At 66.6% G+C, this 12,460-nt stretch carries 10 protein-coding genes; 8 read left to right on the top strand and 2 right to left on the bottom strand.

Features of this window, described 5'->3' with window-relative positions:
• Window positions 1–14: 14 nt before the first annotated feature.
• The 8 genes from ACYQOP_RS24460 to rpmG all read left to right on the top strand — a co-directional run bounded on the left by ACYQOP_RS24460 (window position 15) and on the right by rpmG (window position 11,233).
• The gene (locus tag ACYQOP_RS24460; protein ID WP_461224673.1) at window positions 15–2,075 is read left to right on the top strand and encodes a carbon starvation CstA family protein; all 2,061 of its coding nucleotides are present in this window, start codon (window positions 15–17) and stop codon (window positions 2,073–2,075) included.
• Between the two features lie 5 nt (window positions 2,076–2,080).
• On the top strand, window positions 2,081–2,305 hold the full coding sequence (locus ACYQOP_RS24455; protein WP_461224671.1) for a YbdD/YjiX family protein: 225 nt from the start codon (window positions 2,081–2,083) through the stop codon (window positions 2,303–2,305).
• Window positions 2,306–2,554: 249 nt separating this feature from the next.
• Window positions 2,555–3,847: a YjgN family protein gene (locus ACYQOP_RS24450; RefSeq protein WP_461224669.1), complete on the top strand. Its 1,293-nt coding sequence runs from the start codon at window positions 2,555–2,557 to the stop codon at window positions 3,845–3,847.
• Window positions 3,847–4,944, top strand: coding sequence for a M48 family metallopeptidase (locus ACYQOP_RS24445; protein ID WP_461224667.1), 1,098 nt, complete (start codon window positions 3,847–3,849; stop codon window positions 4,942–4,944). Before ACYQOP_RS24450 ends, ACYQOP_RS24445 begins: the two co-directional genes overlap by 1 nt.
• Before the next feature lie 159 nt (window positions 4,945–5,103).
• Window positions 5,104–8,331 (top strand): efflux RND transporter permease subunit, encoded by a 3,228-nt coding sequence (locus ACYQOP_RS24440; RefSeq protein ID WP_461224665.1) that lies wholly within the window; start codon window positions 5,104–5,106, stop codon window positions 8,329–8,331.
• The gene (locus tag ACYQOP_RS24435) at window positions 8,328–9,659 is read left to right on the top strand and encodes an efflux RND transporter periplasmic adaptor subunit (RefSeq protein ID WP_461224663.1); all 1,332 of its coding nucleotides are present in this window, start codon (window positions 8,328–8,330) and stop codon (window positions 9,657–9,659) included. Before ACYQOP_RS24440 ends, ACYQOP_RS24435 begins: the two co-directional genes overlap by 4 nt.
• 125 nt (window positions 9,660–9,784) lie before the next feature.
• Window positions 9,785–10,966, top strand: a complete 1,182-nt coding sequence (locus ACYQOP_RS24430) for an MFS transporter (RefSeq protein WP_056430246.1) — start codon at window positions 9,785–9,787, stop codon at window positions 10,964–10,966.
• Between the two features lie 99 nt (window positions 10,967–11,065).
• Window positions 11,066–11,233: a 50S ribosomal protein L33 gene (gene rpmG / locus ACYQOP_RS24425; RefSeq protein ID WP_056255359.1), complete on the top strand. Its 168-nt coding sequence runs from the start codon at window positions 11,066–11,068 to the stop codon at window positions 11,231–11,233.
• Window positions 11,234–11,313: 80 nt separating this feature from the next.
• On the opposite strand, the gene ACYQOP_RS24420 is transcribed toward rpmG, so the two are convergent.
• A complete protein-coding gene (locus ACYQOP_RS24420) occupies window positions 11,314–11,949 on the bottom strand; it encodes a general stress protein (protein ID WP_461224660.1) in 636 nt (211 codons plus the stop codon).
• A 50-nt stretch (window positions 11,950–11,999) separates the two neighbouring features.
• Entirely contained in the window at window positions 12,000–12,386 is a 387-nt protein-coding gene (locus tag ACYQOP_RS24415; RefSeq protein ID WP_056430254.1) for a hypothetical protein, read from the bottom strand.
• Window positions 12,387–12,460 lie beyond the last annotated feature (74 nt).

Below are 12,460 nucleotides of genomic sequence, written 5' to 3'. Positions count from 1 at the left end.
GGAGCGAGACGTCGATGAGTGCGATACAGAAGCACGGGCCATGGGCCCTTGTCGGTGCGTTGGGCGCGGCAGCCCTGGCGATTGTCGCCACCAGCCGTGGCGAATCGATCAACGCCTTGTGGATCGTCGTGGCCGCGGTCTGCGTCTACCTCATCTCCTACCGGTACTACTCGCTCTACATCTCCGAGAAGGTGATGCGCCTCGACCCGGCGCGCGAGACACCCGCTCACCGTCACAATGACGGGCTCGACTACGTTCCCACCAACAAGACCGTCCTGTTCGGTCACCATTTCGCGGCGATCGCAGGCGCGGGTCCCCTCGTCGGCCCGGTCCTGGCCGCGCAGATGGGCTACCTGCCCGGCATGCTCTGGATCCTGGCCGGCGTCGTGCTCGCGGGCGCGGTCCAGGACTTCATGATCCTGTTCATCTCCATGCGGCGCGACGGGCGCTCCCTCGGTGAACTGATCCGGGCCGAACTCGGCGTGATCCCCGGCGTGATCGCGCTGTTCGGCACCTTCATGATCATGGTGATCCTGCTCGCCGTCCTGGCGATGATCGTGGTCAAGGCGCTGGCCGAGAGCCCCTGGGGCACCTTTACCGTCGCGGCCACGATCCCGATCGCCATCCTGATGGGCCTCTATGCCCGCTTCGTCCGGCCGGGCAAGATCGGTGAGGTCTCGATCCTCGGCTTCATCCTGCTCATGGCCGCCATCATCGGCGGCGGCCAGATCAACGAACACCCGGTCTGGGGCCCGGCCTTCACCTTCACCGGCACCCAGCTGACCTGGATGCTGATCGGCTACGGCTTCATCGCCTCGATCCTGCCGGTCTGGCTCCTGCTCGCCCCGCGCGACTATCTCTCGACCTTCCTCAAGATCGGCACCATCATCGGCCTGGCGCTCGGCATCGTCGTCGTCGCCCCGCACCTCCAGATGCCGGCCATGACGAAGTTCGTGGACGGCACCGGCCCGGTCTGGGCAGGCTCCCTGTTCCCGTTCCTCTTCATCACCATCGCGTGCGGCGCAGTCTCCGGCTTCCATGCGCTGATCTCGTCGGGAACGACGCCGAAGCTCCTCGACAACGAGATGGACACCCGCTTCATCGGCTATGGCGGCATGCTGATGGAGAGCTTCGTCGCGATCATGGCGCTGGTCGCCGCGAGCGTGATCGATCCGGGTATCTACTTCACCATGAATTCGCCCGGCGCCCTGCTCGGCACCTCCGCCGAGACGGCGGCGGCCGCGGTGACCAATCTCGGCTTCCCGATCACACCCGAAGTGATCACCCAGACCGCCAAGGATGTTGGCGAGCACTCGATCATCTCGCGCACCGGCGGCGCTCCGACCCTCGCCGTCGGCATGGCCCACATCATCTCGTCGGCCATCGGCGGCAAGACGATGATGGCCTTCTGGTACCATTTCGCGATCCTGTTCGAGGCCCTCTTCATCCTCACCGCCGTCGATGCCGGCACGCGTGCGGGACGCTTCATGCTGCAGGATCTGCTCGGCCTGATCTCGCCGACCTTCAAGGACACCACGGCCTGGGCACCCAGCATCCTGGCCACGGCACTTTGCGTCTCGGCCTGGGGCTACTTCCTCTACCAGGGCGTCACCGACCCGCTCGGCGGCATTTACACCCTGTGGCCGCTCTTCGGCATCTCGAACCAGATGCTGGCGGCCGTGGCGCTGACGCTGGCCACCGTGGTGATCTTCAAGATGAAGCGTGAGCGCTACGCCTTCGTCACGATCATCCCCACCGTCTGGCTGCTGATCTGCACCCTCAATGCGGGCTGGCAGAAGATCTTCTCGGCCGACCCCAAGATCGGCTTCCTGTCCCATGCCGACCGGTTCTCGTCGGCGATCGCCGAGGGCAAGGTGCTGGGTCCGGCCAAGAACATGGCCGACATGCACAAGATCGTCTTCAACGACCGGATCGACGCGGCACTCGCCGTGATGTTCGTCGGCCTCGTCGTCGCCATCGCCGCCTTCGGCATCATGGCTTGCGTCAAGGCCTATCGCGCCGAGCGCTGGACGGCCCTCGAAAGCGGCGGCCCCACCGCCGTCCCGGCGGAGTAACCGATATGGCGCTGTCGTCGACGGAACTGCGGGATCGGCTGAAGACCTTCTCGAAATGCGTCTGCGACGGCGCCCGCCTGATGGTGGGGCAGGGCGACTACGAGGCCTATGCCGCCCATATTCGCCGGACCCATACCGATCAGGAGCCGATGAGCGAGCGGGAATTCTACCGAAACAGGGAGAATGCCCGGTTCGGTGTGGGTAACCGGAATGGATTCCGCTGCTGCTGATCCAGTCTATCGCCTTCGGTGACGACCCCTTCGGCGAGACAGATCATCCTCTCTATCGCGATCATGCGACGAAGACGTTTCGGGCTCCGGTCTCGGAATGCAAATTCCAAGACCGGAGCGAAGCTTTTTAACGACGTCGGCAGCCCCATACTTCATCGGCGCAAGTGCATGCCGATCTAAAGTCGTATCGGCGGGTGGCCTCATCTGGGACGATACGCTTATATGTCGCCTCCCGAGAGAGGAGGTCTCATGTCGCAGCCGCCAATGACCGAGACGCGATCCGGGATGGACCGCTCCGGCGCGATCACCTTCGACAGGACACTCAAGAGCCTCACCGGCATCGCCGTCCGTGGCTTCCTCCTGTCCCTCGTCACCTTCGGCATCTACCGGTTCTGGTACGTCACCGAATTGCGGCGCTACTTCTGGAACCGGACCGTCGTCGACGGCAGCCCGGCCGAGTATTCCGGGACCGGCAAGGAACTGTTCCTCGGCTTCCTCGTCGCCATCGCCATCCTGATCCCCGTCTATGTCCTGATCTTCGTCGCGACGATCTCGGCGCCCTGGCTCGCGGCCTTCGGCAGCGTCCTGTCCTTCCTCATCCTCTTCGTCCTAGGCCAATTCGCGGTCTATCGCGGCCGGCGCTACCGGGCCTCACGCACCCTGTGGCGCGGCATCCGCCTCGGCCAGGACGGATCGGCGATCACCTATGCGCTGATGGCCATCGGCTGGTCGCTGCTGACGCTTCTGACCCTCGGCCTCGCCTTCCCCTTCATGCGTGCGAGCCTGGAGCGGTACCGGATCAATCACACCCTCATCGGGTCGAGCCGGATGGAATCCACCGCGCGCGGGCGCTCGCTGCTGCTTCCCTGGCTGGCCTTCTACGTGGTGGTGCTCCTTCCCATCGCCGCCGCGCTGATCGCCTTCCTCGTGGCTACCGATTTCAACATTCCCGACGACCTGTTCGTCCCCAAAGAGGGGGGCAAGCCCGGCGAGACGGAGTTCAACAGCGATTATGAGGGCACGCCCATCGCCACGTTCGGGGTGCTCTTCCTCAGCACGCTCGGCATCACGTTTCCCCTCGGGCTCCTGCTCATCCCCTTCTACCGGGCGCGGGAGACGCGGCTCTTCATGAACGCGGCCAGCCTCGGCTCCGTGCGCCTTTCGTCCACCCTGAAGGCCCGCCAGTTCTACTGGCCCTATTTCGTCTACCTCCTCTCCGTGATCGGCTTCGTCCTGATCCTCGGCCTCGTCATCGGCGGCGGCGGTCTGCTCCTGCAGACCCAGGGCATGGAGAGCGGAGCCCATTGGGCGCTCCTGTTCGGCATGGTGTTCGGCTATCTCGGCGGCGCGCTGTTCTTCGCGGTGCTCTATGTCCGGGTCATCACGGCGCGGCTCTGGGCGGCGGTCGCCACCACCACGGTGGTCGAGAATGCCGGCGGCCTCGATGCTGTGCTCGCGTCGAGCCGGCGGGTGGGCAGCGGCCTCAACGAGGGCCTCGCCGACGCGCTCGATGTCGGCGGCGCGCTCGAAGTGGGGTTCTAGTGCCGGCACAAGTGGTCCACGGCACGTACTACGATGGCCTGAGCGCCAAGGCCCATCCGGTGACCCTGGTCCTCGAGGACCGGCTGGAGATCACCGGGCAGGACCTACGCCTCGCCTGGACACTCGCCGACCTCGCGGCCGGCGACACGGCCGCCCCGCTCATGCGGGTCGGCCCGGCGGGACGTGCCGAGCGGGTCGAGTTCACCGACGAGGCCCTGGCCGCCGCGCTGAAGGATCGCTGTCCGGACCTGTACCGATCCGACCCCTCCGCCTCGGGCGGTCGCCTGCGCCTCGTCCTGTGGTCGATCGCGGCCGGGATCTCGGTGATCGGTCTGGCGATCTACGGCGTCCCGGCCATCGCGGTGCGTCTGGCGCCCGTCGTCCCGGCAGCGATCGAAGCGCGGCTCGGCGGGGCGGTGGACGGGCAGATCGGCAAGATTCTCGGCGACCCGCCGGTCTGCGACGATGCCCCGGCGCGAGCCGTCCTCGACCGCTTGATCGAGCGGATGACGGCGGATGGCGGCCTGCCGGTCGATCCGGCGATCACGGTCAGGCGACACGCCATCGCCAACGCCGTGACCCTTCCCGGCGGGCGGGTCGTCGTGCTGTCGGACCTCATCGACCAGTCCCTCACGCCCGACGAATTCGCCGGCGTGCTGGCTCACGAATTCGGCCATGTCGCCGCGCGCGACCCCATGCGGGCTCTGCTGGCGGCGAGCGGAAGCTCGTTCCTCCTCAGTCTCGTGCTAGGCGACCTGACCGGCTCCACGATCCTCGTCGCGGTAGGCCAAGCCGCCATCTCGGCCGGCTATTCCCGCGAGGCCGAGAACGCGGCGGATACCTATTCGGTGAAGGTCATGCGCCGGTCGGGCGGGGATGCCACGGCGCTGGCGACGATCCTCGAACGCATCGCCAAGGACGACGAGAAGGCCGAGTTCGCGAGCCTGCTCCGCAGCCATCCCTTCACGAAGGAGCGCGCCAACCGCATCCGCGCGATAGCGGGCACGGAAACGGTCGGCCGGCGCATTCTCGACGAGACCGCATGGGCGACGCTCAAGGGCATCTGCCGCAACGTGCCGGCCAAACCCGCGAAATAGGCGCGGTCCTGGGCGGAGCGTATTCGCGCACCGGTTACATCCGGAAACAAATATCCTGTCCCGGTCCGCCGATTGCGTCGCGGCGTCACGTCTACAGATGACCTCGTGGCGTGCGACGAACGTGGTACACCAGCCCGAACAGGTTTGCGCGGATACCGTATGGGCCTCGTCCAGTATGCTCTGAAGTTTCGCATCACGATCTACGTGCTCGCCGTGCTGATGATGCTTGGCGGCGCGGCCTCGGTGATCGTGGCACCAAAGGACGTGCTGCCCACCGTGGACATCCCGGTGGTCGTGGTGGTGTGGACCTATACGGGCCTTTCGACCTCCGAGATGGAGCGTCGCATCACGACCTATGCGGAGTTCTCGCTCTCGAACAACGTCAACAACATCGCTCGGATGGAATCGACGACACTGCAGGGCACGGCGATCCAGAAGGTCTATTTCGACCAATCGGTGAGCATCGATCTCGCCATCGCCCAGACCGTCTCGGCGATGAATTCGATCCGTTCGACCATGCCGCCGGGCGTGCAGCCGCCCATCGTCCTGCGGTTCTCGGCCTCCTCCGTCCCGGTGATCCAGCTTTCGCTCTCCTCCACCAGCGAGAGCCTGACCAAGGTCTACGATTACGCGCAGTACCGCATCCGCCAGCGCCTGACTCAGGTGCCGGGCTCGACGCTGCCCTCGCCCTTCGGCGGCACGCCGCGCCAGATCATGGTCGATCTCGACCTTCAGGCCCTGCGCGCTCTGGGCCTGACGGCGCTCGACGTCACCAACGCCATGACGGCGCAGAATCTCACGGTGCCCTCCGGTCTCGCCAAGATCGGCGAGCAGCAATACCCGATCCAGCTCAACGCCACGCCGGACGCCATCGAAGCGCTCAACCAGGTGCCGATCCGAGTGGTCGGCGGACAGCCTGTGCTGGTGCGCGACGTCGCCAATGTCCGCGACGGCGGCCCGCCGCAGGTGAACATCGTGCGGGCCGACGGCCTGAACTCGGTGCTGATGCGCATCTTCAAGAACGGCACCGCCTCGACCCTCGACGTCGTCAACAACGTGAAGAAGGCCCTGCCGGACATCCGCGCCGCCGCACCGGAGGGAATGGCGCTACGCGAATTGTTCGATCAATCGGTCTTCGTCTCCGCCGCCATCGAGGGCGTGATCCACGAGGCAGTCATCGCCGCCGCGCTGACCGGCCTGACGATCCTGCTGTTCCTCGGCTCATGGCGCTCCACCATCGTGGTGCTCGTCTCGATCCCGCTCTCGATCCTGACCTCGCTCGCAATCCTCACGGCGTTGGGCGAGACCATCAACGTCATGACGCTGGGCGGGCTCGCCTTGGCGGTGGGCATCCTCGTCGACGACGCAACGGTGGCCATCGAGAACACCTACCGGCTGTTCGAGGAGGGCGAGCCGTTCCGCAAATCCGTGGTGGAGGGGGCGGCCGGCATCGCCAAACCCGCGCTGATCTCGACCCTCTCGATCTGCGCCGCCTTCGTCTCGGTCTTCGCCCTCACAGACACGCCGAAATATCTGTTCACGCCCCAGGCGCTCGCCGTCGTCTTCGCGATGCTGACCTCCTACGTCCTGTCGCGGACCCTGGTGCCGGTCCTGATCGACGTGCTCGTGGCGCGGGAATACGAGGAGCATCACGGCAAGGGCGGGCAGGCTCCGCAGCGGGGCCGCGTCGCCCGCGCGCTGGGCTGGGCATTCGGGCCGCTCTTCCGCCTCGCGGGCTGGTTCCGCCAGGGATTCGAAGCCCGGTTCGCCCGCTTCCACCGCAGCTATCTCGGCCTGCTCCACGTGGTCCTGCGCCGCCGCGTCGTCACCCTCGCCACCGTGGCGGTGATCTTCGCGGGCACGGCAGGCCTGTTCGGCTTCGTCGGCCAGGATTACTTCCCGCAGGTCGAATCGAGCCAGATGACGCTGCATCTGCGCACCCGGCCGGGCATGCGCATCGAGACGGCGGTGCAGACCTTCGCCGAAGTCCAGGCCGTCGTCCGGGAGGTCATCCCCGAGGGCGAGATCGACCAGGTTCTCGACAATCTCGGCCTGCCTGCGAACAACTACAATTTCGCCTTCTCGGACGGGTCGTTCGTCGCCAACAACGACGGGCAGATGCTCATCAACCTGAAAGAAGGCCACGGCTCGGTCGCCGGCTACACCAAGCGCCTGCGCGAGGTGCTGCGCGAGCGCTTCCCCGACCTGATCGTTTATTTCCAGCCGTCCGACATCATCACGCAGATCCTCAATTTCGGAACGCTGGCGCAGATCGACATCCAGGTCTCGGGCCGCAACACCGCCAAGGACCTCGCCGCCGCGCAGAACATCGTCCGTCGCCTCAAGGAGACGCGCGGGGCGGTGGACGTCCACCTCCACCAGATCGTCGGCACGCCGCAATTCTTCGTAGACGTGGACCGGCGCCTCGCCTCCGAGCTCGGCCTCACCGAGCAGCAGATCGCGCAGGGCCTCAACGTCTCCCTGTCGGGGTCCTTCCAGGTGACACCGAACTTCTGGACCGACCCGAAGACCGGCATCCCCTACCAACTCTGGGTGCAGACCCCGGAATACCGCAACGACAGCCTCACGGCGATCCAGAACACCCCGCTCCTCGTCAGCGGCAATTCCGATGCGCCCGGCGTGCTGACGCTGCTGTCGAGCGTCTCGACCATGCGCCGCGAGGGATCGCAGACGGTGATCAACCACGTCAACACGCAGCCGACCTTCAATATCTACGCGGCGGTGCAGGATTCCGATCTCGGTTCGGTGGCGAAAGACATCCGCCGAATCGTCGAGGAGGAACAGAAGGCCCTGCCGGCCCCCGACAAGATCACCGTGCGCGGGCAGATCGAGAACATGCAATCGGCCTTCTTCCGCATGGGAATCGGCCTCTCCATCGCCCTGGTGGCGGTCTACTTGCTGATGGCGGTGAACTTCCAGTCTTGGGGCGACCCGCTCGTGGTGCTGGCGGCGCTCCCGCTCGCCTTCTGCGGAATCGTGGCCAGCCTGTTCATCACCGGCACGACCTTCTCGATCCCGTCGCTGTTCGGGGCGATCATGTCGGTGGGTATCGCATCCGCCAATTCCATCCTCCTCGTCACCTTCGCCAAGGAGCACCGGGAGGCCACCGGCTGCAGCGCCACCGAAGCCGCGCTCCTGGCGGGCGAGACCCGGCTGCGGCCGGTGCTGATGACGGCAGGCGCGATGTTCCTCGGGTTGATCCCGATGGCCCTTGGGACGGGGGAGGGCGGCGAACAGAACGCGGCCCTTGCCCGCGCCGTGATGGGCGGCATCGCCATCGGCACGCCATCGACCTTGCTCTTCGTGCCCTTCCTCTACACCCTCCTCAGGCGGGGCGAGGTCAAGCCGCTTCAGGATTACGCATGAGCGGGAACAGCCCTGGTGACGCGATCGATGAGAAGACCGGCACGGTGACGGCTCATGAATCGGGGCGAGGCCCGGCAGAGATCCCGCCGCCGCCGGGGAAGGGGCCGTTCCTCGTCGCCGGGCTCATTGCCGTCGGCCTGCTCGGCTGGGGCGGGTACGGCCATTGGCAGAAGGCCGCCGCGGCCGAGGAGACGCAGCGCAAGGCGAGGGATTTCGTGCCGAAACTGCGGACCATCGCGGTGGAGCGGGCCGACCAGCCCATCGACATCACCCTGCCCGGACAGACCGACGCCTTCGCCAGGGCGTCCCTCTTCGCCCGTGCCACGGGCTACATCGCAGAGCGCAGGGTCGATATCGGCACGCGGGTCAAGCAGGGCGACATCCTCATCCGCATCGCCGCCCCCGATCTCGACCAGCAGCTGGCGCAGGCCCAGGCGCAGGTCGGCCAACTCGAAGCCCAGCTGCTCCAGGCCAGGGCCATGGTCGATCAGGCGAAGGCCAACGTGAATCTCGCCACCGCCACCAACAGCCGCACCTCGACCCTCGCGGTGCAGGGCTGGGCCTCGAAGCAGAACGCGGACAATTCCCAGGCCAGCGTCCTGAGCCAGGGCGCGAGCCTCGCCTCGGCGGAAGCAGGGGTGAAAGTGGCCGAGGCCAACATCAAGGCGCAGCGCGCCACCGTGGATCGCCTGAAGGCACTGACCGGCTTCAAAGACGTGATCGCCCCCTTCGATGGTGTCGTGACCGCCCGCAGCGTCGATGTCGGCGATCTCGTCCAGGCGGACGGCACCGGCACCGCCCTGCTATCCATGGATCGGGACGACGTCCTGCGCGTGGTCGTCAACGTGCCCCAGAATCTCGCCGTCGGGGTGAGTCCGGGCGTCGCCGCGACGATCAAGGTGCCGCAGATCCCGGACCGGACCTTCTCCGGCAAGGTCGAGCGCAGCTCTGTCGCCCTGCTGACCTCGTCCCGAACCCTGACCACGCAGGTGGACGTTCCCAACCGCGACGGCAGCCTGCGGCCCGGCCTCTACGTCTACGTGACGCTGAAGGTGCCGCGGACGGCGAGGAACACGGTCATCCCGGCCGAAGGCCTCGTCTTCAATCAGCGCGGCACCCAGGTCGCGATCTCCCGCGACGACGGCACGGTGGAATGGCGCGGCGTCCATATCCAGCGTGATCTCGGCACCACCATCGAGATCGACCAGGGATTGGACGGGGGCGAGCAGATCGTCCTGAGCCCGCCCGTCGACCTGCGCGATGGGCAGAGGATGGAGCGCCAGGCACCGAGGCAGGAGGGAAAGCCCCTGAAATCGGCGGCGCGATAGCACCGGCTGGCCCGGGGGCGCAGCCCAGCCCAGCCGTCCGGCAGGTTCCGTGGAAGGGGGATGATGGCGTAGAGCCTCACCGTTCGGTGCGCCCGCTCGCGCCTCCCCCGGAACGCCCCACGATCATGCTCGACCGCCCCGCCTCGGACACTCTCGATCGCGCTCATGTGGCGGCGATGAGCGCCGCGATCACCTGTGTCGCGGTGGTCGGCATCGGCCTCAGCCTGTCGATCCCGCTCCTCTCCCTCGAGATGGAGCGCATGGGCGTGTCGAGCACGGTCATCGGCATCAATACGGCCCTGGCGGGTCTCGCCAGCATCGTCACCGTACCGTTCGTGCCGCGTCTGGCGGCCCGAATCGGCGTCGTACGGCTTCTCATTCTCGCGATCTTCATCGGCGCGGCCTCCCTCATCGGGTTCAAGCTGCTCCACGATATCCGCTGGTGGTTCCCGCTCCGCTTCGTCTTCTCGGCGACGCTGGGCGTGCTCTTCGTCCTGTCCGAGTTCTGGATCAACGAGGTCGCGCCCCCGGCCCGGCGCGGCCTCGTCATGGGCATCTACGCGACGGTCCTGGCCCTCGGCTTCGCGGTGGGTCCGACGCTCCTCGTCCTCATCGGCACACAGGGCTACGCGCCGTATTGTGCGGGCGCCGCCCTGTTCCTGCTCGGCACCGTGCCCATCGCTCTGGCGCGCGGTCTCTCCCCCGAGATCGAAGGGTCCGGTAGTCGCGGTGTGCTCGGCTATGTCCGGCTGGCCCCCGCCGCCATCTTCGCGGCCCTCGTCTACGGTGCCGTCGAGACTGGGGGATTCGCCATCCTGCCGCTTTACGGCCTGCGGATCGGGCTCGACGCAGAGAGCGCCGCCGGGCTCGTCAGCATGCTCGCTCTCGGCCACGTCCTGTTCCAGATCCCCTTCGGCCTCCTGGCCGACCGGTTCGACCGTCGCCGCCTCCTCCTCGCCTCGGCCCTGGGTGGCGCCATCGGCGCGGCTTTGATCCCGGCGGCGTCGGCATCCCCTTTCTGGCTCGCCATCCTGCTGCTGATCTGGGGTGGCCTGACCGGCACGCTCTACACGGTCGGCCTGGCCCATCTGGGGGCCAGCGTGCGCGGGGCCGAACTCGCCGGCGCGAATGCCGCCTTCCTGATCTTCTACAATGTCGGCCTGATGGTGGGGCCTCCGATCATCGGCGGCGGCATGGACCTGATGCCCCCTCAGGGCTTCGCCCATGCCATGTGCGGCGTGCTCGTCGCCTATGCCGGCCTCGTCCTGTGGCGGCTTCGGAAAACCGCCTCGGCCTTGACGAAGTGAGCCCGATGAGGCAATGACCGCGCGGAATTCAGCCGGTCCGTGCCGGCCATTTTGCGTTTCGCTCAAGCGGAATGCCGCCACCTTCAGGAGCACCGCGCCATGGCCAAGGCCGTCACCGTCAAGATCAAGCTCATCTCGACCGCCGATACGGGCTACTTCTACGTCACGAAGAAGAATTCCCGGACGCAGACCGAGAAGCTGTCCATGAAGAAGTACGACCCCGTCGTGCGCAAGCATGTCGACTTCAAAGAAACCAAGATCAAGTAAGCTTCGTCTCCCCTTCGAGACGGCATGAAAAAGCCGCCCTTTCGGGGCGGCTTTTTCCGTTCGTGGATGGGTCGTCTCGGTTAGAGCGAGGCGGTGGGGTAGGAGCGCACGCCGGTACGGTTGCCCGGGACCGTGGTGGCCTCGGACGGCGTGGCGCTCGGCGCGGTCCAGCCTTCGGCCTTCCAACCCTCTGCGCGCTCGGTCACGTTCACCGAGCCGTGCTCCTCGAGAACGTCCATCACCAGCGACGCGCGGGCATCGTCGGCCTTGACGGTCACGAGGGTACCGCCGCGACGCACGCCTTCGCTGTAGGTATGCGCATCGGCTTCGCTCAGACCGGCGCCAGTCAAGCCGCCGACGAGACCGCCGGCCGCGGCACCGATGCCGGCACCGGCGAGCGTCGTCACGAGCCAGCCGGCGGCCACGACGGGACCGACACCGGGGATCGCCAGCAGGCCGAGGCCCGTCAGGAGGCCGGCCGCGCCGCCGAGGAGCGTACCGACACCGGCGCCCGTCCCGGCACTGGTCGACGCCGTCTCGGCGGTGTTGGTGCGGGTATGATCGCCGGTCGCTACACGTCCGGCATGCCGGTCATTCTCGTTGCTGCTGACGATGCTGATGTCGCTGTGGCTGATGCCCGAAGCTTCGAGCTTGGCGACGGCCTTGCTGGCATCGTCATAGGAATCGTAGAGTGCGGTAATGGTCTGGTTTGCCATGGGATCGTTCCTCTCACTGTATCGACAAGTCTGCGACGTCCGAGATGTCGCTACTGAGCAGCGACATTGCCCTTGAAGTCGACGCCGACGGTGACAGGCTTCCCGTTGAGCGTTGCCGCCCCGCGCCAGATGCCCTTGTCGTCCTTCTTGAGTTCCTTGACGTCCTTGTAGCCAGCCTGTTCGAGGCGGCTCCGGGTCTGGCCCTCGGTGAAGCTGTTCGCGCCTTCTTCCAGCTTGGCGTTGGTCGCCGCCTGGGTGGTGGCGGGGTTCTTCGCATCGGGCTTGTCGGTGTTCGGGCGCGTCACGGATTCTTGGCCGCCGGACTTGGCGCTGGTCTCGGCATCCGTGGCGGGCTTGCCGGTCACGGTGGTCTGAGCATAGGCCGTGCCCGAGCCTAGAAGTGCCACAAACGCGAGTGTAGCCAGCTGATGTCGCATGTTATTCTCCCTCGATCGGACCTATTCAATCCGGAAGGAAGCGAAAGCGTTCCGTCGAGATGTCGCAACGCATC

Source organism: Methylobacterium sp. CM6247 (genome assembly GCF_054817925.1).
This window is presented reverse-complemented; position numbering and strand designations above follow the sequence as displayed.

Coding starts and splice junctions, on each gene's coding strand:
- ACYQOP_RS24430 (WP_056430246.1), top strand. CDS start 9,785: ATGCTCGACCGCCCCGCCTCGGACACTCTCGATCGCGCTCATGTGGCG.
- ACYQOP_RS24420 (WP_461224660.1), bottom strand. CDS start 11,949: ATGGCAAACCAGACCATTACCGCACTCTACGATTCCTATGACGATGCC.
- ACYQOP_RS24450 (WP_461224669.1), top strand. CDS start 2,555: ATGTCGCAGCCGCCAATGACCGAGACGCGATCCGGGATGGACCGCTCC.
- rpmG (WP_056255359.1), top strand. CDS start 11,066: ATGGCCAAGGCCGTCACCGTCAAGATCAAGCTCATCTCGACCGCCGAT.
- ACYQOP_RS24415 (WP_056430254.1), bottom strand. CDS start 12,386: ATGCGACATCAGCTGGCTACACTCGCGTTTGTGGCACTTCTAGGCTCG.
- ACYQOP_RS24440 (WP_461224665.1), top strand. CDS start 5,104: ATGGGCCTCGTCCAGTATGCTCTGAAGTTTCGCATCACGATCTACGTG.
- ACYQOP_RS24460 (WP_461224673.1), top strand. CDS start 15: ATGAGTGCGATACAGAAGCACGGGCCATGGGCCCTTGTCGGTGCGTTG.
- ACYQOP_RS24435 (WP_461224663.1), top strand. CDS start 8,328: ATGAGCGGGAACAGCCCTGGTGACGCGATCGATGAGAAGACCGGCACG.
- ACYQOP_RS24455 (WP_461224671.1), top strand. CDS start 2,081: ATGGCGCTGTCGTCGACGGAACTGCGGGATCGGCTGAAGACCTTCTCG.